Origin of the sequence: Streptomyces sp. NPDC002838, from assembly GCF_040295365.1 — a bacterium.
GTDB lineage: Bacteria > Actinomycetota > Actinomycetes > Streptomycetales > Streptomycetaceae > Streptomyces.
On the sequence record NZ_JBEOVF010000032.1, the window covers coordinates 81,268 to 104,484 of the forward strand.

Annotated in this window: 24 protein-coding genes; 2 read left to right on the plus strand and 22 right to left on the minus strand. The window is 72.1% G+C overall.

The window, feature by feature from the left end; all coding sequences use genetic code 11:
* Positions 1-29: 29 nt before the first annotated feature.
* The 19 genes from ABT063_RS33145 to ABT063_RS33235 form a co-directional block, all read right to left on the minus strand.
* Positions 30-1,973 (minus strand): enoyl-CoA hydratase-related protein, encoded by a 1,944-nt coding sequence (locus tag ABT063_RS33145; RefSeq protein ID WP_351063517.1) that lies wholly within the window; start codon positions 1,971-1,973, stop codon positions 30-32.
* Positions 1,970-2,845, minus strand: coding sequence for an alpha/beta fold hydrolase (locus tag ABT063_RS33150; protein WP_351063518.1), 876 nt, complete (start codon positions 2,843-2,845; stop codon positions 1,970-1,972). Before ABT063_RS33150 ends, ABT063_RS33145 begins: the two co-directional genes overlap by 4 nt.
* On the minus strand, positions 2,826-3,530 hold the full coding sequence (locus ABT063_RS33155; protein ID WP_351063520.1) for a 2-hydroxychromene-2-carboxylate isomerase: 705 nt from the start codon (positions 3,528-3,530) through the stop codon (positions 2,826-2,828). The genes ABT063_RS33150 and ABT063_RS33155 overlap by 20 nt, the downstream gene beginning before the upstream one ends.
* A 90-nt stretch (positions 3,531-3,620) precedes the next feature.
* A complete protein-coding gene (fabG, locus tag ABT063_RS33160) occupies positions 3,621-4,367 on the minus strand; it encodes a 3-oxoacyl-[acyl-carrier-protein] reductase (RefSeq protein ID WP_351063522.1) in 747 nt (248 codons plus the stop codon).
* Positions 4,368-4,416: 49 nt separating this feature from the next.
* A complete protein-coding gene (locus tag ABT063_RS33165) occupies positions 4,417-4,926 on the minus strand; it encodes a 3-hydroxyacyl-ACP dehydratase FabZ family protein (protein WP_351063524.1) in 510 nt (169 codons plus the stop codon).
* Entirely contained in the window at positions 4,923-5,327 is a 405-nt protein-coding gene (locus ABT063_RS33170; protein WP_351063525.1) for a 3-hydroxyacyl-ACP dehydratase FabZ family protein, read from the minus strand. The genes ABT063_RS33165 and ABT063_RS33170 overlap by 4 nt, the downstream gene beginning before the upstream one ends.
* Complete coding sequence (locus ABT063_RS33175) at positions 5,324-5,611, minus strand: acyl carrier protein (protein WP_351063526.1); 288 nt, start codon at positions 5,609-5,611, stop codon at positions 5,324-5,326. The genes ABT063_RS33170 and ABT063_RS33175 overlap by 4 nt, the downstream gene beginning before the upstream one ends.
* Positions 5,612-5,664: 53 nt before the next feature.
* Positions 5,665-6,846, minus strand: a complete 1,182-nt coding sequence (locus ABT063_RS33180) for a beta-ketoacyl synthase N-terminal-like domain-containing protein (RefSeq protein ID WP_351063527.1) — start codon at positions 6,844-6,846, stop codon at positions 5,665-5,667.
* Positions 6,843-7,673, minus strand: a complete 831-nt coding sequence (locus ABT063_RS33185) for an SDR family oxidoreductase (RefSeq protein WP_351063529.1) — start codon at positions 7,671-7,673, stop codon at positions 6,843-6,845. Before ABT063_RS33185 ends, ABT063_RS33180 begins: the two co-directional genes overlap by 4 nt.
* A complete protein-coding gene (locus ABT063_RS33190) occupies positions 7,654-8,628 on the minus strand; it encodes a beta-ketoacyl synthase N-terminal-like domain-containing protein (protein WP_351063530.1) in 975 nt (324 codons plus the stop codon). Before ABT063_RS33190 ends, ABT063_RS33185 begins: the two co-directional genes overlap by 20 nt.
* A complete protein-coding gene (locus ABT063_RS33195) occupies positions 8,622-9,824 on the minus strand; it encodes a beta-ketoacyl synthase N-terminal-like domain-containing protein (protein ID WP_351063532.1) in 1,203 nt (400 codons plus the stop codon). The genes ABT063_RS33190 and ABT063_RS33195 overlap by 7 nt, the downstream gene beginning before the upstream one ends.
* The gene (locus tag ABT063_RS33200; protein WP_351063534.1) at positions 9,824-10,825 is read right to left on the minus strand and encodes an acyl-CoA thioesterase family protein; all 1,002 of its coding nucleotides are present in this window, start codon (positions 10,823-10,825) and stop codon (positions 9,824-9,826) included. The genes ABT063_RS33195 and ABT063_RS33200 overlap by 1 nt, the downstream gene beginning before the upstream one ends.
* Positions 10,822-11,592, minus strand: a complete 771-nt coding sequence (locus tag ABT063_RS33205) for an alpha/beta fold hydrolase (RefSeq protein WP_351063536.1) — start codon at positions 11,590-11,592, stop codon at positions 10,822-10,824. The genes ABT063_RS33200 and ABT063_RS33205 overlap by 4 nt, the downstream gene beginning before the upstream one ends.
* Positions 11,589-12,611, minus strand: a complete 1,023-nt coding sequence (locus tag ABT063_RS33210) for a beta-ketoacyl synthase N-terminal-like domain-containing protein (RefSeq protein ID WP_351063538.1) — start codon at positions 12,609-12,611, stop codon at positions 11,589-11,591. The genes ABT063_RS33205 and ABT063_RS33210 overlap by 4 nt, the downstream gene beginning before the upstream one ends.
* Entirely contained in the window at positions 12,612-13,748 is a 1,137-nt protein-coding gene (locus ABT063_RS33215; protein ID WP_351063539.1) for a beta-ketoacyl-[acyl-carrier-protein] synthase family protein, read from the minus strand.
* On the minus strand, positions 13,745-15,019 hold the full coding sequence (locus ABT063_RS33220) for a beta-ketoacyl-[acyl-carrier-protein] synthase family protein (protein ID WP_351063540.1): 1,275 nt from the start codon (positions 15,017-15,019) through the stop codon (positions 13,745-13,747). Before ABT063_RS33220 ends, ABT063_RS33215 begins: the two co-directional genes overlap by 4 nt.
* A gap of 5 nt (positions 15,020-15,024) precedes the next feature.
* Positions 15,025-15,297 (minus strand): acyl carrier protein, encoded by a 273-nt coding sequence (locus tag ABT063_RS33225; RefSeq protein WP_351063542.1) that lies wholly within the window; start codon positions 15,295-15,297, stop codon positions 15,025-15,027.
* Between the two features lie 46 nt (positions 15,298-15,343).
* Positions 15,344-16,273 (minus strand): LLM class F420-dependent oxidoreductase, encoded by a 930-nt coding sequence (locus ABT063_RS33230; RefSeq protein ID WP_351063543.1) that lies wholly within the window; start codon positions 16,271-16,273, stop codon positions 15,344-15,346.
* Between the two features lie 34 nt (positions 16,274-16,307).
* Positions 16,308-16,739 (minus strand): SCP2 sterol-binding domain-containing protein, encoded by a 432-nt coding sequence (locus tag ABT063_RS33235; RefSeq protein ID WP_351063545.1) that lies wholly within the window; start codon positions 16,737-16,739, stop codon positions 16,308-16,310.
* Positions 16,740-16,981: 242 nt separating this feature from the next.
* On the opposite strand from ABT063_RS33235, the gene ABT063_RS33240 reads away from it, so the two are divergent.
* Both ABT063_RS33240 and ABT063_RS33245 read left to right on the plus strand, forming a co-directional pair.
* Positions 16,982-18,238 (plus strand): NAD(P)/FAD-dependent oxidoreductase, encoded by a 1,257-nt coding sequence (locus ABT063_RS33240; protein WP_351063546.1) that lies wholly within the window; start codon positions 16,982-16,984, stop codon positions 18,236-18,238.
* Positions 18,235-19,494, plus strand: coding sequence for a cytochrome P450 (locus tag ABT063_RS33245; protein ID WP_351063547.1), 1,260 nt, complete (start codon positions 18,235-18,237; stop codon positions 19,492-19,494). Before ABT063_RS33240 ends, ABT063_RS33245 begins: the two co-directional genes overlap by 4 nt.
* A gap of 418 nt (positions 19,495-19,912) precedes the next feature.
* Here ABT063_RS33245 and ABT063_RS33255 read toward each other — a convergent pair whose 3' ends face one another.
* The 3 genes from ABT063_RS33255 to ABT063_RS33265 all read right to left on the minus strand — a co-directional run bounded on the left by ABT063_RS33255 (position 19,913) and on the right by ABT063_RS33265 (position 23,193).
* Positions 19,913-20,737: an ester cyclase gene (locus ABT063_RS33255; protein ID WP_351063548.1), complete on the minus strand. Its 825-nt coding sequence runs from the start codon at positions 20,735-20,737 to the stop codon at positions 19,913-19,915.
* Positions 20,738-20,789: 52 nt separating this feature from the next.
* Complete coding sequence (locus ABT063_RS33260; protein ID WP_351063550.1) at positions 20,790-21,995, minus strand: NAD(P)/FAD-dependent oxidoreductase; 1,206 nt, start codon at positions 21,993-21,995, stop codon at positions 20,790-20,792.
* A 67-nt stretch (positions 21,996-22,062) separates the two neighbouring features.
* Positions 22,063-23,193, minus strand: a complete 1,131-nt coding sequence (locus tag ABT063_RS33265; RefSeq protein ID WP_351063551.1) for an Acg family FMN-binding oxidoreductase — start codon at positions 23,191-23,193, stop codon at positions 22,063-22,065.
* Positions 23,194-23,217: the final 24 nt, after the last annotated feature.

The following is a 23,217-nucleotide window of genomic DNA, read 5'->3' on the forward strand; positions in this document are numbered from 1 at the left end:
TGGGGCGCGCCCCAGCTCTGGACGGCCGCTCACCTCCGCTCCCCCAGGTCGCCTCCGGTGCTGCGTACGGCGATGCCGGACCGGTTGAGGTACGGGGTGATGCCCCCCAGGTGAAGGGGCCACTCGCCGCTCGCCAGGAGCATCAGGTCGGCGTCGGCGGGGCCGGTCAGCGTGCCCTCGGCGACGAGTGCGCCGATGTCGCGGGCGAGGGCTGTCAGGGCGTGGTCGAGCGCGTCGCGGGCGGTGGCCGCAGGAGACGGCGCCGCGTGGGCCAGGCTGCCGGCCCGGCGCAGCCGTCGGCACAGCACGCTCGGCGGCGTCGGCAGGGCGAGCGGTGCGCAGACCGTGTCGAGGTCCTCCTCACGGGCGCGGTCGAGCAGCGCGCCCAGAAAGGTGGTCCGGAGCCGGTCCGCCACGGACCCGGGATGGTCGCCGACGGGCAGGCAGGGCAGGCCCAGCCGGGCGACGAGTGCGCCCGCCGTGGCGTACGCGGCGTCGGTGGCCCCGGCACGGGTCAGCTCCACGGCGCCAGGAACGGAACTGGCGGTGATCAGACTGAGGCCCACCACCCGGCTGGGGTGTTTGAGCCCGGCCGCCAGGTCAGCGACCGTGCGGCTGCCGACGGCGAGGAGAACGCAGTCCTCGGACACGACGCCCTCGGCCTGTCGCAGCACCGCGTCGTCCTCACCGGGCCGTCCGCCGGGCAGAGCCGCGACGACTGCGTCGGTGTCCGCGACGACGTCCACCGCGGTGCCGCCACTGATGCGTTCGGCGCACCGCTGGGCGTCCGCCGCCGAGATGCGGCCGGAGGCCGCGGCCTCGTCGAGGAGACGGCGCAGTTCGCCGGTGGCGACGTCGCAGGCGACCGGGTCGGGGACGCACACGGCGACCGGTACGCGCAGCTTCTCCAGCAGCAGGGCTGCGAGCCGCAGGCCGTGCTCCCCGTCGCCGATCAGTCCCACGCTCCGCACCGGCCGGGCCAGGCGGGGGTCGGGGCGTGCGGGGTGCGTTTCGGCGTGCTTCTGGGTGAGCTGGAAGGCGTAGAGGCTGGAGCGGAACTCGGGGGTGACGAACAGGTCGGCGGCGGCCTCTTCGGCGGCGGTGAGCACCTCGTCGCGTGTGGCCGTCCTGGTGAGTTCCAGCAGCTCCAGGGCGCGGCGTGGTGCGGGGACGACGCCGTGCGTGTGCGTCTCGACCAGGCCGGCGGCGCGGGCCAGCGCGTCGTCCCACTGGTCGGCGAAGGCTTCCGGCGCGGGCCGGGTCACAGTGTGCTGGCCTCGCAGGACGCCGGCGGCCCAGGCGAGCGAGCGGTCGAGGAACCTGGACGGCTCCAGCAGGACGTCCGCCAGACCGAGGGTGTGGGCCTCGGTGGCGGAGAGCATGCGGCGGGCGGACAGCGGATGCTCCAGCATCAGGGTGACGGCCTTGTCGGGGCCGAGCAGCCGCGGTGCCAGCCAGGCACCGCCCCATGCCGGTACGAGGCCTAGCGAGCACTCGGGGAGGGCGACAGCGGGAGCGCCGCGCGAGAGCGTGCGGTAGCCGCAGTGCAGGGCGAGTTCGAGGCCGCCTCCAATCGTGACGCCGTTGAGGAACGCGAAGCTCGGCACTGGCAGGTCGCCGAGACGGCGGAAGACCTGGTGGCCGCGGCGCAGGGTACGCACCGCCTCCTCGCGGTCGGTGACGCCGGCCGCGAGTGCGAGATCCGCTCCGGTGCTGAACATGAACGCGGTGCCGGTGACTGCAACCGCGGCGATATCTCCCGTCCGGGCCCGGGCCGCCGCCTCGTCGAGGACGGCGTCCAGCAGGTCGAGACCCTCGGGGCCGAACGTGGTGGGCCGCATGGCAGGGCCGAGCGGCGGGAGTCCGTTGTCGAGGGTGATCAGGAAGAGAGTGCCCGCGCCGTCCGGCAACTGGACGTCGCGCGGACGGGGTGTGGTGACGGTCTCACGGGCCTCGGGTCGCTGGGTGGTCACGGGGTCTCCTGGGCGGCCGGGGGACGGGGGGACACGATCAGGTCGCCGAGGAACTCGCGGATGGCGTCGAGGAGTTCGGCGGGTCGTTCGAGCGGCGGGGTGTGTCCGGTGGCGGGCAGCACCACGAGCCTTGCGCTGGGCATGCGCGCGGTGTACTCGCGCACGACGGGCAGCCGGATGGGGACGTCGTCGGCGCCGTGGACCACGAGCACCGGGACGTTCACCTCGGACAGCCGGTCGGTGATGTCGCCGCGCCGGTAGACGGAGTGGCAGGCGTGCTCGATGCGATCGCCGGTGAGGGTGGTGAAGTGCTCGGTCCAGAACCGCGCGGTGTCACTGGTCAGGAAGTCGCGACGGAAGTTGAGGCGGGCAACCATGGCCGCGAGGTCGGGGCTCATTCCGTCCGCGAGCACAGCCTCCACCATCGCCTCGAAGGGGCGCCTGGTGTTCTCCGGTTCCTCGTCGGGGCGAGTGTCCACCAGGACAAGGGCGGAAACGAGCGCGGGGTGCCGCAGGGCCATGCGCCAGCACTTCATACCGCCCATGGAGTGGCCCACCCACACGGCGGGACGCTCCCCCATGACGCCGCAGTAGGCGTCCGCGAGCCTGTCGACCTCCTCCTCCAGGGTGTACGGAGACGTGCGCGGCGGCGCCAGGCCGTGGCCGGGCGCGTCGACGGCGACGGTCGTCCGGGTGGCGGTCAGCCCAGCTGTGACGGGCTCCCACACCCGGCTGTCAGTGAGCAGCCCGTGCAGCAAGACGACCGGGTCGCCGGTACCACGCCGGTGCCATCCGAAAGCCCACCCCCCGGCCTCGACCGTGGAACCGGCGCTGCGCGTACGCGCCGTCGTGTCAGCCGCACCCCCCGCCATGGCCGAGGTCACCTCCTCTGCGTGCGTCGAGCGCCGGCTCGGGAAACTGCTCGGAGGGCGGCGTGTTGCCGTCCGTCCCGTGGTCGAGGGTGCCGAGGAAGGCGTCGAGGCGGTCCAGACCCCAGTACTTGTCGTGGCCGTTGATGAAGTACGGCACCCCGAACACGCCGTCCTGGACCGCGCGGCGCAGTGCCCGGGCACCCTCCTCGCGCAGTCGGGGGTCGTCGGCGGCGCCCGCGAGTTCGCCGGGGTCGAGGCCCATCTCCTTACCGATGGCGGCCATGGTGGCGGGGTCGCAGATGTCCCTGCCCTCCAACCAGCGGGCGGAGTACACGCGGTCGGCGAACTCGGCGCCGCGGCCGTACTCCCGGGCGGCGAGGTAGGCGAGGTGGGGGACCTCCCAGACCGGGTTCCGGTCCACCGGCCAGGTGACCTTCAGACCGTGGGCGGTGGCCAGCCTGCGCACGTCGGCGAGGATGTAGAAGTGCTTGGGGCGTGACATGGCCGTGTAGACGAAGGCGTCCTTGGTCTCGGCGAGGAGCCGTTCGCTGCGCGCGTCGGGCTCCCAGTAGGGCACCCACTCCAGAGCGGCCAAGACCTCGGGGTGACGTGCCGTCAGCTCTCGGTGGGCCAGCCAGGAGTAGGGGCTGCGCAGGGAGAAGTAGAAGATCTTTCTCGTGGTCATCGCCCTCGCCTTCCGGGGCTGTGGGGGTCGGGTTTCGGTGCCGGGGCCGGGACACGGCGCCCGGAATGGGGGCGGCTCGCGCCGCCCGGCTCACAGGGAGATGCCGCCGTCGATGGCGAACACCTGACCGGTGATGTACGCGGCCCGCTCCGACACCAGGAAAGCCACCAGGTCGGCCACCTCTTCAGGTTCGCCGAACCGGCCGAGCGCGATGCGTGCGCGCATGCCCTCGGCGGTGCTTTCGGGCAACGGGGCGGTCATGTCGGTGGAGATGAAGCCGGGAGCCACCACATTGGCGCGGACGCCGTGGCGCCCGAGTTCCTTGGCGAGGGATTTGGTGAAGCCGATGATCCCGGCCTTGGTGGCGGCGTAGTTGGCCTGCCCCACGTTGCCGTGGAGGCCGCTGACGGACGACAGCGTGACGATGTTGCCCGCCCGGCGCTTCATCAGCGGGAAGGCGACGGCGCGGCAGAGGTTGTAGGTTCCGTTGAGGTTGATGTCGACGACCTCTCGCCAGTCGTCGTCGCCCATCATCAGCAGGGGCTTGTCGCGGATGACGCCGGCACAGCCGACGACGGTGGTGATCGGGCCGAGCTCCTTCTCGGTGGCGGCGACGAAGGCACGGACGGCTTCGGGGTCGGTGACGTCCGCCTGGACGGGCAGAACGCGGGCCCCGGTCTTGCCGGCCGCCTCCGCGGTCTCCTCCGCGGCGTCGCTCCGGCCGCGGTAGCAGAACGCCACGTCGTGGCCTGTCTCGGCGAGCCGTTCCACGACGGCGCGGCCTATGCCCCGTGATCCGCCGCTGACCAGGGCGACGGGACGGTCCGGTGCTGGCATGGCGGGATCTCCTCGGAGGGCTGCGGGGGCGTGCGGGGGCGACGGTGTCTCAGTGGCCGGTGTGGCCGGACGCGAGCGGTGGTGCCACGGAGGCGAGCGGGCGCAGGGCGACGATGAAGTGGCCCACCTCGGCTACGAGGTCGCCGTCGCGCCGGGTCTCGCCCGCCAGGATCGTGGTGTCCCCGACCGCCCGGACCACCCGCACCCGGTGCTCCAGCAGGTCGCCGGGGAGCACGTGGCGATGGAAGGCGATCCGGTCGATGGCGCCGGCGAGTTCGACCTTTCCTGTGGTCACGTCGGGGTTGGGTGTGTCCCAGACGGCGAGCAGCACCGCCGCCTGGGCCCAGGACTCCACGAGCAGCGGGCGTGGGTAGTGGAAGCGGGCGGGGCCGCCGTGGGCGGGGGCCCCGCGGTAGCAGGGTTCGCCCACGGTTACCGCCTTGAGCGCGGTCAGGGTGCGCCCCGGGTCGACCTCCGTGACGCGATCGACCAGCAGGACGGGATAGCGGTGCGGGATGATCCGGGTAATGGCGTCGGCGTCGGCGGCCCAGCTGCTCATCCGGTCGCCCCGGTCCCCACCACGCGGTGCACGAGCCGCAGTTCGGCGGCGCGTCCGCGGTCGGTGCTGACCATCACGTCGCTGCGCAGCTCGCCGCCGCCGTCGTCGTCGGAGTAGTCGACGCGCAGGGTCAGCTCGTCGCCGGGGAACACCGGGTCCCGGAAGCGGCAGCGCTCCACGGCGGCCAGCTCCAGGTCGCGGCCGAGGCGCCGTTGGTCGAAGAGGATGCTGCGGTCCGCGTACTCGATGAGGCAGACGCCGGGCAGCACGGGGAAGCCGGGATAGTGCCCGGGGAACACCTCGTGTCCGGGATCGACGGTGGCGTGTGCGGTCACCGTGGCTCCGTCGCGGGTGACCGACCGGGGATCCATTCCGAGCAGGGAGACTGACGGCGCGGTCATGAGGCCGCCCGCAGTTTGGCGTGGAGCAGCTCGTAGGTGTCGTCGAGGGTGGCGAGCTGTGTCAGCTCTTCCTCGGCCAGCTTGACGGGGAACTCCGCTTCGAGCCGTACGGTGATCTCGAGGGCCATCAGCGAGTCCACCCCGAGGTCGTCGACGAAGTGCGCCTGGTCGGAGATCTGGGAGACATCCACGTCGAGGATCTCGGCGAGCAGGCCGCGCAGCCGCTCCTTGTCCAGGGCGGCGTGGCTCACGCGGTCGGGGGCGGTGCGGGTCTCTTCTGCCATGACGTTCCTTTCACTGCCAGGTTCGGGGGGCGGTACAGGACGAGGGCTGCCGGTCACCGCAGCCGTAGGACAAGGCAGGCGACGAGTCCGTCGTCGTCGAGGGAGGTCACCACGGCGGCGGCGCCGGGCCGGGGGCGGTGTGCCGCGGCGGCGAGCACCGCGGCGAGCTGGACTCCTGCTGACGCCGCGGACGCGTCGCCAAGCAGTTCGCGCACCCCGACGTACTCGACGTCCGCGCCATCGAGTACGTCGCCGAGCACGGCGGTCTCCACCGTCTCGACGTCGTCGGCGTCGGCGTCGGACGGACGCTGTCCGAAGCCCATGGGGCAGGTGCCCGGGGGCGGGGCGACCCGGCCTGAGGGGGCGGCGAAGGCGACCTCGCGGGGTGCCGTGCCGGCCGCTTCAAGGGCGCTGCGCACACACCGCTCCAGGGCGGGGCGGAGCCCTTGCGGACCGGCACCGAAACGGACGGCGAGGATGTCGGCGCGCGGGGTGCGGCCGGCGTCCTGGGCGGTGTCTGCGTCCTCCAGCAGGAACATGGCGCACGCCTCGGCGAGCGGCGTCCGGCGGCGCTCCTCGCCGCGCGTGTGCCAAGCGAGCCAGGCGCGCTGTTCGGAGAACTCCTCGACTGCACCGCACAGCACCGTCCGGCTGTAGCCGCGCTCGCGGAGCCGGGTGGCGTAGCGCAGGGCCTGGAGTCCGGTGAGGGGGCCGCCGGCCAGGGTGGCGTTGGGGCCCTTCAGGCCGTACCAGATGGCGCTCTGCCCGGCGGCGCGGTTCATCACGGTGTTGGGGAACAGAGCCGGATCGACGTAGAAGGGCTTGGCGCCGGTCAGCGCGTCGCGGGTGAAGTCCATCGTGCTCTGCACGCTGCCGGAGCCGGTGCCGAGGACGAGGCCCACGTGTTCCGGCTCGTCGAGACGGCGGCGGCTGCCGTTCGGTTCCAGGAGGGTGCCGAGGGTGGCGACGGTCAGGCCGGTAAGCCGGTCCATGGTGCGGGTGCCGCGGCTGCCGAGCAGGCCGACGATGTCGAAGCCCGGCACCAGGCAGGCGTCGCCCGGCGCCTGCCACACATCCCGGTTGAGCCGCGGCACGACAGGGCGGCGGGCCGAGACGCCCTCGACGAACGGTTCGGCACCGATGCCGTACGGGGAGAGTACCGACCATTCGGAGATCACGGTGGTGGCGCCGGGCGTGGTGGCACCGGCGGCGGTTTCCGGCACGGTGGTGGTCATCGGGTCGTCTCCCGTCGGCTCCAGGTGGCGCCGGCGGCGGCGAGTTCCGCGCCGTCCACGCCGATCGTGTTGCCCGTCAGCCACGACGACGGGGCGTTCGACAGCAGGACGACCGCCTCCGCGACGTCCTCGGGTGTGGTGAGCCGGCCGTGTGGATTGCCCGCCGCCGACTCGCCGACGAACTCCTCGTGCCCGGGGATGCGCAGCAACGAGGGGGTGATGGTCACGCCCGCGCGCAGGGCGTTGACCGCGACGCCGTGCGGGGCGAGTTCGCAGGCGAGCTGGCGGACATGGGATTCCAGGGCGGCCTTGGCCGCGGAGACAGCGCCGTAGCTCGGCAGGACCTGGCTGGTGCCGGCACTGGTCATCGCGAAGATCCGGGTGCCCTCGGCGATGAGCCCCGCGGCCAGCAGGTCCTGGGTCCAGTAGACGAGGCTGTGGGCCATCACGTCGAGCGTCATCTCCAGCTGGGCCCGGGTGAGTGCCTGCTTGGTGTCGTCGGTGGGCAGGAACGGCACCAGGCTGCCGAAGGCCAGGGAGTGCAGGACGGTGCGCAGCGCCTCGCCGCCGGTGAGTTCGGCGAGGGCGGGCACCAGGCGGGTCCGCCCGCGGTCGGACGCCGCGTTGACGTTGAACAGGTGTGCCCGCACGCCCTGGGCGCGCAGGGCGCACTCCAGTTCCTTGGCCGCCTGGACACCGTCCGCGCGGTCGAAGTGCACTCCGGCGACATGAGCGCCCTGCTCGGCGAGGGCGAGGGCGGTTGCCCGGCCGATGCCGCTCGACGCGCCGAGCACCAGGCACCAGCGGTCACGCAGTCGGTTCCGCACGTAAGCCTCCTGACGGGGTTTGTCGAAGTTCGGCGGCGAGGACGTGCACGGCGGCGAGGTGTCCGGGGGCCGTCGCGGTGACGACGACCCGCTGCCCGCCGCGGGCGGTGAACGGCTCCGCCGCGCTCAGCAACGGGGCGAGGCACCCGGCTCGCGCGGCGGACTGCCGGGCGGGAGTGCCGAGCAGTGCCGCGACGGCCCGGCCTCGGGCCGAGGTGTCAAGCACCGGATGGACCGGCGCGGGCGGATCGGACTGCACCGCGCTCAGCAGGTCGCCGACAGCTGGGCCGAGCGCTCCGTCGGGAGTGTCGGCGCCGGGCGGCACGAAGGTGCTGGCAGCGCGCAGTGTGCCACGCACGGGAGCGCCCCGGTGCTCCGCCGCGGCCCGCGGCTCCAGAACCAGCGCCACGGCGCCCTCCTCGGGGGACGGCCCCGCCTTCGGCGCCGGAACGGCCCGGTCCTCGACGGCGACGACGACCACCAGGTCGGCACGGCCGAGGCGGAGTGCCCGGACGGCCGTCTGCAGCGCCTCGACACCGGCGACACCGGACGTGGTGAGAGTGCAGCTGAAGCCCTTGAAGGACTGTTCGGCGGCGAGCCGTCCGGCGAGCACGTTGACGGCGAAGTAGGGGGCGAGCGCGGGACGCAGCCGCTCGGCCCCGGTGTCGACGACTGTGCGATCCATGTCCCGGAACAGCGGGGCGAGCCCGTTGTTGGTGCCGACGACGAGTCCGCGGCGCTCCGGGGGTATCCCCTCGGGCGTCGTGGCGGAGCGCAGGGCTCGCCGCCCTGCGGCGAGCAGGTACCGGGCGCCCTGCGGAAGGTACTTGTGGCCGCGCGGGCCGAGTTCGGCGTCGGCGTCGAACCAGGCGCCGGGCGGCCCGCCGCGATCCGGGACGACGGCGGCCACGCCGGTGACCACGATGTCGCGAGTGCGGTGATGCGCTGTCAGCACGTGGCCGCCCCCCTTATCACCAAGGAGATGTTGTTGCCGCCGAAGGCGTACGCGTTGATCAACACGGCCGTGCCGGTGAGCGGGGTCTCGACGGTCGGCAGCGGCACGTCACAGCAGGGATCCGGCGCCCCGACGGGCACGTTGGGCGGTACGCTGTCGCGTCCGACGATCAGGGTGGCGGCGACGGCGGCGAGACCCGCGGCGGCCCCGCCGGTGTGCCCGACGAGCGCCTTGAGGCTGTACAGCGGCGGTACGGCCGCCTCAGGCGCGAACACCTCACGCAGGGCGGCGCTCTCCACCCGGTCGTTCAGCCGTGTGCCAGTGCCGTGCGGAATCACACAGCCGACCTCGCCGGGCGCGACACCGGTACGGTCCAGGGCGTCACTCAGGGCGCGGATGATCTGCTCGCCGCTCTCCTCGGGTGCGGTGGGGTGGCCGGCGTCGCAGCTCCAGCCGGACTCTCCGACCTCGGCGAGCGGCCGGGCGCCGCGGGCCCGTGCGTGCGCCGTCGACTCGAGCACCACAATTCCCGCGCCTTCGCCGAAGACGGTGCCCGCCCGCTCGGCGGCGAACGGTCGGCAGCCCTGGGCGTCGACGGCGCCGAGACGGTTGAAGTTGGCGAGCGCGATGCGGGAGTAGGCGTCGGCACCCCCGGTGACGACAACGTCGGCCTCGCCACAGCGGATCATGTCCGTGGCAGTGGCGAGCGCGAAGCCACTGGCGGCACAGGCGTTGCTGGCGCTGCTCGCGGGTCCGGTGACGCCGAGTTCGGTGGCCAGCCGCGAGGACACCTCGAAGTCGGGCCGCCATTCGTGCGTCGCGACCGGATCGTCCGACGGGCCCGGTACGGCCGGTTCGTGGTCCCGTTCCCGGTCACCGATGGCGCCCATGCAGGTCCCGAGCACCACCGCGGCCCGCCCCGTGCGCAGCTCCTCCGGGCCCAGGCCCGCGCCGACGAGGGCCTCGTGCGCCGCCGTTACGGCGAAGGAGGTGGCGCGTCCCGGGCCGTTGCCCGCGTCCTCACCGAGGGCGGGCTCCGGCACCAGGTACATCAGGGGCAGCTCCATGCGCGCCCACGGGTCGGGCACCTTGTCCGGCTGCCTGGCCCCGGCACGGGCCATGGCGTCCCGCAGCGCGGGCACACCGGTGCCGTGGCACGTCACGGCACCGACTCCGGTGACCAGAACGGGATCCATCAGCCGTGCCGCCCGTTGAGCCGCTGGATCATACGGTCGTCGAACTCCACCAGGCTCCAGTCCCTCCGGTTTTCGATCAGCGCGTAGCCGTGGGTGATGCGTCCGGTCGCGGTGTGCACGGGGACGCCGTCGCGCAGGACGTAGCAGTCCATCCGGGCGGTGTAGATGAGCCGCTTGAACACGTCCTCGACGGTGAGGACGGTGTAGATGTCCTCCTCCATGCGGGCCTCGGCGAGCATGACGACCGAGTTCTTCGGCACCACCGGGATCCAGTTCTGCTCGTCCAGCAGCCGTTTGATGGAGATGCCGCGATCGGCCAGGAAGAGGTCGACGGCCTCCTCCATCAGGCGTAGGTAGCCGGACATCTGCAGACGCTCGGTGAAGTGGCAGTAGAAGTAGGGAATGCGCCACTTCCAGCCGTAGGCGTTGGCGTCCTGAGTCAGTGCGGCCAGCAGCGCGTCACCGTCCGCCACGGTGGCCGGCGGGGTGGAGGCGACTGGTACACGGACGAGTGAGGCACGGTCGATCTCCTTGACGGTGAACGGCTCCAGCACCTGGGGCACCGGGGCGGCCCCACCGCCCCGCGGGTCGTGCCGAAGCGCCACCCGGACCTTGGCGGAGACCGTCTTGAGCGGCGTTGTGGGCCCGTGGATGTCGAGCCCGACAGTCAGGGCGATCTCTCCGTCGACGGGCCGTCCCTCGGCGACGACCCGCGCGCTGACGATGTCGTCGATGTGCGTGGCGGAAAGGATCGCGGCCTCGATGCTCACGATGTCGACACACAACCCGAAGTCCTCGTACAGCATCCCGGCGGACCAGCCGCTGCGCCGCATGTGCTCGAGGACGGCCTCCTCGACGAGGTAGTTGACGTGCTTGAAGCCGATCCAGGTACAGATGTTGGAGCCCTCGTAGCGTGGCCGCAGCTGCACGGTCGTGGGGCGCTCCAGGGCGTCCACGGAATCCGGCAGCGAACGGGCGGTGAACACGGGTGCCTTGGTCACGTCATCTCCAGCGGGGCGTCGGCCGGCGGGGCGCCGGCGGAGCGGTCGGACGGGGCGGGCAGCGCGGCGAGGAAGTCGCCGAGCAGCCGGGTGAAGGACCGGGCCCGCTCGGCCATCGGGAAGTGTCCGCATGACGGGAGCACGTCGAGCCGGGCCGTGGGCAGGGCGCGGGCCAGGTTCCGCGCGTCGGACGGAGGCGCGGCGCGGTCGTCCTGGCCGGTGACGATCAGGACGGGCAGCCGTATGCGGTGCAGCGGTAGCGCGGGGGTGCGCAGATAGGCCCCGAAGAAGTCCATCCAGCCGTACGGGCCGACACTCTCCCGCACGCGCAGGGCCATGGCGTGCCGGACCGCGGGGTCGAGTCGGCCGCCCGCGGACACGTGCAGTCCCTCTTCGAGGATCAGGTGGAACTGGTTGAAGTAGTAGGAGATCGTCTCCCAGTCGAAGTCCTGCGGGCGCGGCCGGTAGAAGGGGGCTACGAGCACGGCTCCGCGCAGCGGGGACGCGTCCTTGGACGCGAGGTGTTCGAGCAGGGCGTTGGCGGCGAACGAGTGCGCCACCACGACCTGGGCACGGGTGCCGCGCGCCACGTGCCCGACGAGCCGGGCGGGGTCACCCGGGAGGCCGGGGCGCGCTGTGCCGTCGAACGGCCAGTCGACGTCGGCCGCGGTGATCCGGACGCCCTCGGGTGCCTCGGCACGGCAGCGGTCCCACAGACGTGTGCTGCCCGCGAGGCCGTGCAGCAGGGTCACCCGCAGTGCGCTCATGACGCGGCTCCTCCGGGTGGCCCGGGCACGCGGTGCAGGACGAGCGCGGCGGCGGCGTCGTCCTCACCGGGACCGCCACCGCGGGGCCCCTGTCCCGCGGTGGCGAGCATGGAGTGGCCTCCGGTGCGGGCGAGTTCGGCGGTGGCGGCCACGCACTGCAGCACGCCGAGCGCGCCCGAGCAGCGGCCGTGACGCGCGCTCAGGTCGTACGTGCGGACCCCGGCCGGGCGCGTCGTGTCCGGGGTTGCGGGTGAAAGGGGGCGCTCCGGCAGCCACCACGCGTCAGGCGGGGTGCTCTCGCCGTCGCGCGCGACGGCGAGAGCACCGGGCAGGTCACCCGCGCGTGCGTAGCGGCCGATGCGGGCGAGCGGGGTGCCGCCGCGGGCCTGGACGGCATCGGCGGCCTCGGCCACGAGGGCGACCGCGCCGTCGAGCAACGGCTCGGCGTCGCCGACCAAGTGCCGCACCGGCTCGTTGACCGGCTCGACGCCGATGACCAGGACCCGCCGCAGCCGTCGGGCCGCGATGAGGGTGCGAGCCCAGTGCACGGCGTCGAGCCCGGAGGTGGGGCCGTTGCACAGTGTGACGTTGGCGCCGCGCAGGCCGTGGACGATGGCGACCCAGGAGGCGGTGACGTTGCTGGCGGTGTTGGGCAGCAGCATGGGACTGGTCGCCTTGTACGTGCTGCGCCGGATGGTGGCCGAGGCGTCGCAGACAGTGTCGACGTTGCCCCAGTTGCTGCTGACCACCACGCCGAAGTCGTCCCCGTCCACGGTGAGATCCCCATCGGGGTCGAGCAGACCGGCGTCGGCGAGCGCCTCCCGCGCGGCGCACAGGGCCAGTTTGGTGGCTCGGTCCTTGTACCGCAGGCCGGGTCCCCGCAGTGCGTTCACCGGATCCATGCCTGGTTCGCTGCCCGGCGGATCCAGCAGGGCGTCCGGTCCGGGCACTCCCGCGAGCGCGGTACCCAACCCGCTGATCAGCACGTCGGCGCGCACCGTCGATTCCGCTGCCCGCATCTACGCCACCTTCTCCACGACGGCCACGGCGTTGAGCCCGCCGAAGCCGAAGGAGTCGATCTGGGCCAGGGAGAGTTCGGGGTCGACCACCGGCTCGGGGCCCAGTCGGAAGCCGGCCATCTCATCGATCGGATCGGCGAGGCCGAGCGTTGGCGGCACCCTGCCGGAGGCGAGTGACTGCACCGCGGTGATCAGGCTGTGCAGCCCCGAGGCGCCGGCGGTGTGCCCGATCATCGACTTGATCGCTGTCATCCGCGGGGTGGCCTCCACGCCGGCGTAGACCTCGACGAGCGCCTGCGCCTCGGCGACGTCGTTGTGCGGGGTCCCCGTGCCGTGCAGCAGGACGAGGTCGATGTCGGCGGGCTTCACGCCGGCCCTGGCGTGGGCAGCGCGCATGACCCGGCCGATGCTCTCCGCGTCGGGGGCAGAGGGGTGGTAGGCGTCGCAGTTGACGCCGACCCCTCTGACCCGGGCGTGCGGCCGGGTTCCGGGCGGCGCGGTGCGGTGCAGCACCACCGCGGCGGCGCCGTCGCCCTGGAGCATGCCCCGCCGGCCGCGGTCGAAGGGTCGTACCGCGTCGGGTGCCTTGTGGTAGACGCGGTCGAGCATGCCGTAGGTGCTCTCGGTGATGGTGTCCGCGCCGGCCACCACCACGGTGTCCGCTTCGCCGAGGTCGAGCAGGTCGACGGCCATGCCGAGCGCGTACAGGGACGCGGCGCAGGCGTTGGCGACGGTGTAGGTGCAATCGGCGTGGAAGCGGCGCCGCAGTGCGGTGCCGAAATGGAGGTCGGCCGGGTCGAAGGCGGTGCCGTCGCACCAGTTCAGCTCGACGGAGCGCAGTTCACGCAGGGTGGTGCCGAGCACCACCGGTATGCCCGTCAGATCCTCGGTCATTCCGGCGTCGGCCAGCGCTTCGGCCACGGCGTCCAGGAGCCATTCGGTGGGCCGCATCGGGCGGTCCGTACCGGGCGCGGGCCGGTCGTCGATCTCGTAGGCGTTGCGGGCACGGAATCCGGCCGGGTCGAATCCGCGCAACGGCGCCAGCCCGGTGCGGCCGGCGCACAGTGCGTCGAAGGTGGCCACACGGTCTGCGCCGACGCTGCTGTTCGCGCCCATGCCGGTGATCAACGCGCTCATCGGGCCTCCCCCGCGAGCGCCGGCTCCGCCTCGGCGTACTTGCCGAGGATCAGCACGGCGTTGTTGCCTCCGAACGCGAGGGCGTTGTTCTGCACGACGCGCAATTCCGCCTCGCGCGGCACGTTGGGGACGCAGTCGAGCCCGCACTCGGGGTCGGTCTCGACGTGGTTGATGGTGGGTGGAATGAAGCCCTCGGTGATGGCCAGGGCGCAGGCGGCGGAGGCCAGGGAGCTGGCCGCGCCCATGGTGTGCCCGATCATCGCCTTGATGGAGATGGTGCTCGGTGGCCGCTCGCCGAACACCTGGCGGATCGCGGCGGCCTCGGTGACGTCGTTGGCCTTGGTGCCGGTGCCGTGCGCCGAGATGAAGTCGATCTCCTCCGGCTTGACGCGGGCATTGACGTGGGCGAGTTCGATGCAGCGGGCGATGCTGTCGCGGTCAGGGGCGACCGGATGGTGGGCATCGCAGTTGAGGCCGTAGCCGAGCACCTCGCAGTAGATCCGGGCGCCCCGGGCGAGCGCGGACTCCAGGGTCTCCAGCAGCAGGACGCCCGCTCCCTCGCCGGTCAGAATGCCCTTGCGGCCCCGGTCGAACGGCTGGCACGCCTCGGGGGCGATGGTGCCGAGCCGGTAGAAACCGGTGAAGGTCTTGCGGCACATCGCGTCCGCGCCGCCGACCAGGGCGACGTCGACGTCGCCGCCGCGCAGCGCGTCGAGCCCGTAGCCGATGGCGTAGTTGCCGGCCGCGCAGGCGGTGGCGAGCGTGGTGGCCTCGACGTCGGTCAGGCCCAGTTCGGCGACCACCGCGGAGGAGAGCCGGCCGGCGGAGGTGCGGCGGGCGACGGTCGGGTCGAGGTGCTCGGGCCCGTCGGCGAGCTCGGCGGCCACCAACCGGTCCAGATCAGCCGATTCGCCGTCGGTGGTGCCTATGCACACCAGGGACCGGCGGGACCGCAGTTCCGCGAGATCCATCCCCGAGTCGCGCGCCGCCATGACCGCCGCCGCCGTGGAGAACTGTGCGGCGCGGCCCAGGTGTTCGACGGAGGTGTGGGTGATCCATTCACCGGGGTCGAATCCCGCGACCTCGCAGCCGTTGGCGTGGGCGAAGCCCTCGGTGTCGAAGGCGGTGATGGGCTGCGCGCCGTTGCGCCCCTCGCGCAGCCCGGCCAGGAACTCCCCGACGCCGATGCCGATGCTGGTCACTGTGCCCAGCCCGGTGACCACCACCCGCCGCGACCCCGGCCCGCCCTTGGGCGGCCTGCTTGTCGTCACGGGGCTCACCGCGCCGGCAGCGCCCGGTCCACCACCGACTCCACGCCGTCGAGGTTGACCATGCGACTGAGTTCGTCCTGTTCGATGGTGATGCCGAACTCGCGTTCCAGGGCCGCCAGGATCTCGATCGCCCGCAGCGAGTCGGCGTCGTGCTCCTCCTTGAACAGGCTGGTGTCGGTGAGTTCCGCGGGATCGATCTCCAGGATCCTGCAGACGATCTCCTTGATCTTTGCCTTGCGCGCCTCACGGCTGGCGATGGTGTTGTCCGGCGTGGTCATCTGCTCTCCAGGGTCGGTGGGATGGACGCGAAGCGGCGGGAGCCGGTCACAGCCGGACGAGGACGTCCTTGACCAGCCACTCCATGGTTTCGACGATTTCTGCGGGACGCATGGACAGGTCCAGGACCATCAGCTGCACCCCGGCCCGGCGGTAGGCGTCGATCTCCTCCACGACCTGCTCCGGAGTGCCCGTGATGCTGACCCGGTCGGACATGAAGTCCATGACCTCGAAGGGCGGCACCAGGGCTCGACGCACGGTTATCTCGACGGCGGCGGGGTCGCGGCCCGCTTCGGTGGTGAGCCGGTCGAGTGTGGCGCGGGCCGCCGTGATCTCGTCCGGGTACAGCTCGTGCGCGAGCCAGCCGTCGCCGAGCCTGGCCACGCGGCGCAGGGCCGCGTCGGTGTTGCCTCCCACGTACACGGGCGGCCCGGTCCTGCTGTGCGGCCGGGAGGCCAGCCACATGTCGTCGAAGTCGGTGAACCGGCCGTGGAAGGAGGTGGGATGACGGGCCGCCCACAGGGTGCGCATCACCTCGATGGCCTCGTCGGTGCGGGCACCTCGCTGGGTGCGCGGGACTCCGACCGTCCTGAACTCCTCGTCCATCCAGCCGATGCCGGCGCCGAGTACGGTACGGCCCAGGGAGAGCTGGTCGAGCGAGGCCAGTTCGGAAGCGAGGATGACGGGGTTGCGGTACGGGAGCGCCATGACATGGGTGCCGATGCGCACACGCTCGGTGACGCCGGCGACCACGCCCATCACGGCGATGGGTTCGAGCCAGGCCACGCCCCAGTTGTAGGCATTGGCGGTCTTGGCGCGCGGGTAGAGGCAGGTGCTCTGACGGGTCCGCGGCAGGGCGACATGGCTGCTGACCCAGACGGAGTCGAAACCCATCCGGTCGGCGGCCGTCGCCACGTCGAGGAGGTAGCGGCGGCGGCCCGGGGGACCGACGGTGGGCAGTGCGATACCGAACTTCACGGGACATCTCCAGGGCGGTGGCGGCGCTGTCTGCTCAGGCGGGGCGCTCGAACCAGTGCTCGAACTTGGCGGCGTAGAGGGTGTTGCCGGAGAGCTTGACCTTGCCTCCGAGGAATGCCTGCATTCCGTTGAGCCGGCCGGTGAGCAGCTTGAGGAAGGTCGGCAGCCCCACGGTGGTGGTCAGCTTGGGGGACTCCACGCGTCCCCGGCCGGTCCGGCAGCTGCCGCCCGAGATCTCGACGAAGTACTCGAAGACCCCGTCGGGTGTGTTGATCAGGTACTGGAAGGCTGCTTCCTGCCCCTTGGCCCGGTCGGCCCGGAACGCCTCGGGCATGTTCCCGAAGACGTCGTCGAGCAGCCCGGCGATGCCGCCGGTCTGCTGCCGGGCAAAGTCGAAGACCTCCTCTTCCTTGCGGCGCCCGGCCGCTTCCTTGATCTCTTCGAACCTGCGGGTGTCCAGGGGCATCGCCACGCTCCTGTGTCGGTAGAGCCGGTGTGTCGGACGGCCCTCAGGCTGCCGGGCGGCCGCGGGCGGAGACAGGGCCGTCAGGGCGGTGGATCGGGCGCCGCCGGGAGCGGCCGGGACGACGGGCCGAAGGCGCTGCCCGAGTGGGCACCTCCCCCAGGCCTTTCAGACTTTCGGCCGCCCGGCTTTGCTGTGCGGGGCACCGGCGTCCGCCGGCCGCCCCGCACGCACGCGGAGGTCATATGTACGACGTGATAGTCGTCGGTGCCCGCTGCGCGGGATCGCCACTGGCGATGCTGCTGGCCCGCAAGGGGTACCGCGTGCTGGTCCTGGACCGTGCGGCGTTCCCCAAGGACACCGTCTCGACGCACTACGTCCAGCCGAGCGGACTCGCCCGGCTGCGGCGCTGGGGGCTCCTCGACCGGCTGACCGCCACCGGCTGCCCACCGATCACTCAAGCGGTGTGGTGGTTCGGCGACGACCTGTCGGTCCGGGGGTTCGCTCCCCCGTACGACGGCGTCGGGATGGCGCTCGCACCGCGCCGCACCGTGCTCGACGCGCTTCTCGTGGCCGCGGCCCGGGAGGCGGGAGCCGAGGTGCGCGAGCGGTGCACCGTGCGCTCCCTGCTCCGGGACGACACCGGGCGCGTGGAGGGGGTGCGCTATCACTGCCGCGGCCGGGAGCACACCGCGCGCGCCGCGCTGGTGGTGGGCGCCGACGGCCGCAACTCCCTGGTGGCCCGGGAGACGGGCCCCGAGAAGTACCACCAACGGCCGCCGCTGACGGTCGTGTACTACTCCTACTGGCGCGGTCTGTCACCGGAGCGCCGTCACCTCAACGAGGTCTACCTCATGGGTGACAAGCAGATCGGGGTGATCCCGACCCACGACGACGTCTGTCTCATCCAGGCAGCGCGTCCACACTCGTTCTACTCCACCTACCGCACTGACATCGAAGGCCACTACCACAAGGCCATCGCCGAGGCGGCGCCCGCGCTCGCGCGCGAGCTGGCCGAGGGCGCGGAGCGCGTCGACCGTTTCCGCGGCACCGCCGACCTGGGCAACTTCTACCGCAAGCCGTACGGCCCCGGCTGGGCCCTCGTCGGCGACGCCGGCTACCACAAGGACCCGCTCACCGGGCAGGGCATCTCGGACGCCTGGCGGGACGCGGAGCTGCTCGCCGACGCCGTCGACCGGGTGTGGTCCGGCGCCGAGGAGTGGGAGTCCGCGCTCGCGGGCTACGAGCGGACCCGCAACGCCGCCTCCGACCTGATCTACGAGTTCACCTGTGAGGCGGCCGGCTTCGATCTGGATCCGATGACCCGGCAGCTGGTCCGGGTCGTCGCCACGCACCAGGAGGACGCCGACCGGTTCTTCGGGATGATCGCGGGCTCGGTGCCCGCCGAGGAGTTCTTCGCCCCCGACAACCTGCTGGCGATGCTCGGGCGACTGCCCGCCGACGCCCTGGCGGAGCTGACCGGCACGAAGGGAATCCAATGACCTATCAGCCCACGGAGGACACCGTGTCCGGCGAGGTGCCCCCGCTGGAGGACTTCGACCCGTACAACGACGCCTTCCGGGCCGACCCGTACCCGGAGTACGAGCGGATCAGGGCCCTTGGCGGCCCCGTGCACTGGGACTATCTGGACTCGTACGTGGTCAGCAGTCACGCGGACGCCACCGCGGTGCTCGCCGACTCCCGGATGCGTCTGCAGCCGCCCGATCCGGTGGCCGAGCTGCTGGCCACCGTGGTGCCCGACTCGCTGCGGTCCATGAGCCGGACCCTGCTGTTCACCGACCCGCCCGACCACACCCGGCTGCGCAGCCTGACCCGGCGCCCGTTCGCCTCGCCGCGGTTGGGCAGGGTCCTCGCCGACGCACGCCAACTGGCCGACGGGATTCTGGCGGACGCGCTGCGCCGCGGCCATCTGGAAGTCGTGGACGAACTGGCCTTCCCGGTGTCGCTCCAGGCCATCGGTGATCTATTGGGCATCCCCCGGGCGGATCTGCCCAAGCTCCGCGACTGGGGGCAGGCCATGTCACCGGCCGCCGACATACCGGCCGCCCCGGCCTCGATCGACAGCGCGGTCGAGGCCTATGAGGCGTTCGACGACTACTTCTCCCATCTGGCCCGCGTTCGTGGCGAGAACCCGGGCGAGGACCTCTTCTCGTCCCTGGTGGAGGCGCATCGGCAAGGCTCGATGAGCCGCAGCGAGCTGCACGCCAACGCCGCGCTGGTGTTCATCTCGGGCCACGAGACGCTGGTCGCGTTCACCGCGAGCGCGTTCCTGTCCTTCCTGCGCAACCCCGCCCAGTTGGCCCTGCTGCGCGAGCATCCGGATCTGGCGGCCGCGGCTACCGAGGAGGTCCTGCGCTACGAGAGCCCCCTGCAGTTGGCCACCGCGGGCGGCGGGCGTTGGACCGCCGAGGAGGTGGAGATCAGCGGTCGGACCCTGCCGGCGGGCGTGCGCGTCCTCACCTTCATCGGCGCTGCCAACCGGGACCCGGCGGTCTACGAGAGCCCGGACCGCTTCGACATCACCCGGCCCGGAGCACGGCATCTCGCGCTCGGCCACGGCCTGCACTACTGCCTGGGTGCCGCGCTCGCCAAGCAGCAGGGCATCTTGCTACTGGAGTCACTGGCCCGCTGGCCCGTGCGGCTGGCCTCGGACGCCGTAGACGCACCCGAGTGGCTCCCACTGTTCATGCAGCGCCGACTGGCCCGGCTGCCGGTGACCGTGATCCCCGCCGAGTAGCACTCCGCCCGATCTCTGTCGCCGGCGGTCGCCCACCAGTAGTGCGGAACGCCGGGCAAGCAGGCCGACTGGCAGGCCCCAGTGCGTGTGCACGGGGTCAGCGATACCGCGTCGTGTCCGCCGCAACGCGCTTGTTTGCCCGGGGAGCCCGCTGACGTACGCAGCCCGTAGCCCCACTCCCGGGACAACCCAGTCTTCAATGGCCACACACGCGACAGGCAACGGGCGGCATGCCTTCACCGAGGCCACCTGACGCAAGGGCTCCCGCCGACCGATGCGCTCGACGGTTCCTGTCCCTGCGGGTGCGGCGCCCAGGCCGTACAGATCGGGCAGACACCGCCCACCACAGCCCGCACCGACTGGAGGGGAAGACCAACCCTGGTCTTCCCCTCCAGCGCGCGGCGCTCGGTCCTTCGGCTCAGCCTTCGGCGGAGACGCCGAATCGGGCGACGGCGGCGTAGTCCATGACGTCCCAGTGCTCGGCGATCAGGCCGTCCTCGATGCGCAGCAGATCGGAGGTGTGCAGGCGCACCTCGTCACCCGAGGCGGCCTCGTGTCCGTGCCAGACGCAGAAGATGCCCACCAGGTCGTCCCGGGCGATCATCTGGGTGATGTCGCCGACCAGGTCCGGCGCGAGCTGGAACAGCCCGGCGAAGAAGTCCTTCATGCCCTGCAAACCGCTTCCCGACCGCGCCGCGAACGGGTTGTGCTGGACGTAGTCCTGCCGGTAGTAGTCATCAGCCTTCTCCAGCAGGTGCTGGTGCATCAGCTCGTCCCACACCCGCTGCACCAGCCGCATGTTGGCCTGCTCGCGGGAGCCGGCCTTCCAGTCGGGCTCGCCGGTGGCCTGAGTGGTCTGGTCGGGCGGTGTCATGCCGAGTTGGGTGAGGGCGGAGTAGTCGAACACGCTCCAGTGTTCGGCGATCCGGTCGTCGCGCACCCGATAGAGGTTGGCGGTCTGCTGGGACAGCTCCCGCTCGGTTCCGCCGATGGTTCCGCGCCAGCGGACATACACCAGGACCCGGTCGTTCTGCTCCACCAGCTGCTCGATGCTGCAACTGAGGTCGGGCACCAGGGTGAGCATGGTGGTGGCCCAGGTCTGCAGGCCCTCCACGCCGGGGGCCGCGCCCGGCTGGTGGTTGACGTAGTCGGGTGCGAAGAACTCCGGCGCGCGGTCGAAGTCGTGCTTGTTGTAGATCTCCTCGAAGAGCTGCCGGATCCGCCGTCCTGGTGTCTGGGTCATCGTGGTGTCTGCCTCTCTGCCGATCGTGGGTGCGGTACGACGAATGCGGTGGTCAGGCGTCCTGGGCGGCGAGGGCCGCGGCGCGCTCGATGAGGTCGGGGGTGAAGAAGACGTCCCATGTGTAGCTGCCGGCGATGAGGCCGAAGAACCGGTCGATCTGCTCCTGGTCGTCCTGGATCACCCGCAGCACGTTCAGCAGCTCGGGCATCGGTTCGAGTTGGGCCGCCTGGAGGTTGAAGAAGTACTCGGGCATGGCGTCCTCGTCGCGCTGCTCGGCGAAGTCCGCGAGCGCCTGGTCGACCGGACGTTCGCCGCCGAGAGCGGGGTTGAGCAGCCCGGCGAGGAGGTCGGCGTGCCGGAGTGCGTCGCTGATGCCGAAGGCACCCACGGGGTCCTTGTGGAAGCCGGAGTCTCCGACCAGCGCCCACCCCGGTCCGGAAGCCCGGCGGAAGAAGTTCGGCAGCCGACCGGTGCCGGTGAACCGGGCCGCACGCTCCGACTCCCGGACACGCTGGGCGAGTTCGGGTGCGGTGTCCTCGAGGGCCTTCAGGTAGGAGCTCTCGATGTTGCCGCGCACGCTGTCGAACAGAGCACGCGGCCACTGAATGCCGATCATGACATTGTCGTCGTGCGTGGGTACCACCCCGATGGCGCGCCGGCCACGGACGTAGACCTCGTAGTCGGCCTTGAGGCCGTTCCAGTACGTGTAGTAGAGGCAGTTGAGGGTGGGGGCTTCCTCGTACCTGCGGGCGCCCGCCTCCCGGGCCACCAGCGAGTCGATGCCGTCCGCGCCGATCACCACGGCGGCCCGCTCGATGGTCTCCCGGCCGTCCGCGCTCTTGACGCGTACACCGGTGGCCCGGTCGCCGTCCCACACGAGCCCGGTGACGTTCGCGCGTTCGCGCATCTCGGCGCCTGCTTCGGTGGCGGCGGTCACCAGGAGGTGGTCGAGCACGTAACGGCGGGGCCCGTAGGCGGTCCTGATGCCATCGACGGCCGGTGCGCAACCGGTGATGCTGACGTCCTGAAGCGTCCACCGGGCCACGTCGAGCGGCGGGCAGCCGGTGGCGACGAGGCGGTCGAGCAGGCCCCATCGGGCGAGCCGGGCGATGGCGGGCTGGTGCACGTAGTGGGTGGACATGGTGTCGCTGGGGAAGGTCGCCCGGTCGAGCAGCAGGACCCGGTGGCCGGCCCGCGCGAGCAGCATGGCCGAGGTCGCTCCGGCGACCCGGGCACCGACGACTATCGCGTCGTACATGGTGGTCTCTGCCTCCTCGGCATGGTGGCGGAGCGAGTCCGCCGTACGGTGGGTAGGGAGCCCCGCATCACCCGGCGTCGGTACCGAGGACGGTGGCGACTGGCCGCCGGGGGCTCGTGCCCGCGGCACGCCCCGGACGACCGATGCGGAACGTGACGAGTGCCTGTCTGCCGGGGTCGCCGACCAGTTCCTCCAGCGCCTTGCCGAAGCGCGGCGGAAGGCCCAGTTCGCGTTCTCGGTCGGCGCGGACGGTCATCATGTTGAGGTGGCCGACGGCCAGCCCCCTGGTGGTGGCGAACAGGTGGACGCGCTGGAGCAGCCGCCCGCCGCGCATCCGTTGCACCCTGTCGTCGGCGTCGGTCACGGTGATCATTCCGAAGGCGGCGGCCGTGGCCACGTGCACGTTGCGTGTGTTGCGCAGCCAGAACCGGTCGGCCGTGCGCCGCGAGGGCGCGGGCAGCCGCTTGCCCAACGTGCTCATCAGGGGCGGCATGCCCTGGGTGTCCACGGTCATCCCGTCACGGCTGCGCTCGATCTCGCGGTCGGTGCCCCGGTACCAGCGGTGGCCGGCGAGCGACTGGCCCTCGTCGGCGATGACGGCCTCGGTGGCCTCGACGAGGAGCTGCGCGACCCGGGCCCGTTCCCCGTCGTCGGCGAACCAGAGCAGGGCGGGGCCGCCCGGCTCGTGACCGGCGAGCGCGGCGATCTCGTCGAGCAGTGGCCGGGGCAGCGACTGGCGCAGGAACGGGCCACGGTTGGTGCGACGGTGCGGTATGGCGTCGTACAGCTCGGAGGGGACTCGCTCACCGGAGGTGAGTCGCAGGACCCCCGCGTGCTCGGGCCGGGCCGGGTCGGGCATCAGGTCCAGCTCGGGTTCGTGTCCGCGGGCCCGAGCGGCGAGCACCATGTTCTCCAGGGCGCAGCCGAGTCCCACGTAGAGTTCGCGGTCGAACGGGTCGAGTGCGCCCTGCCGACGGGTGAGGTCGGCGTACACGTCGATCCGGCTGGAGTGGTCGCCGACGGTGAACCGCCACGGCTGGACATTGCGGGCGTTGGCCGCCAGGATGCCCGCCGCGACGACTCCGTCCGCACCGTCCCGGCTCTCCCAGGTACGCCAGGCGTCGAAAGCTGCTCCCCGCGGCGGCGGTGCCGCGTACGTGGTCATCGCGGTCACGGGGGTGAGCGGTTCGGTTCCCATGGCTGGCTACCCTCGGGGCTGGGC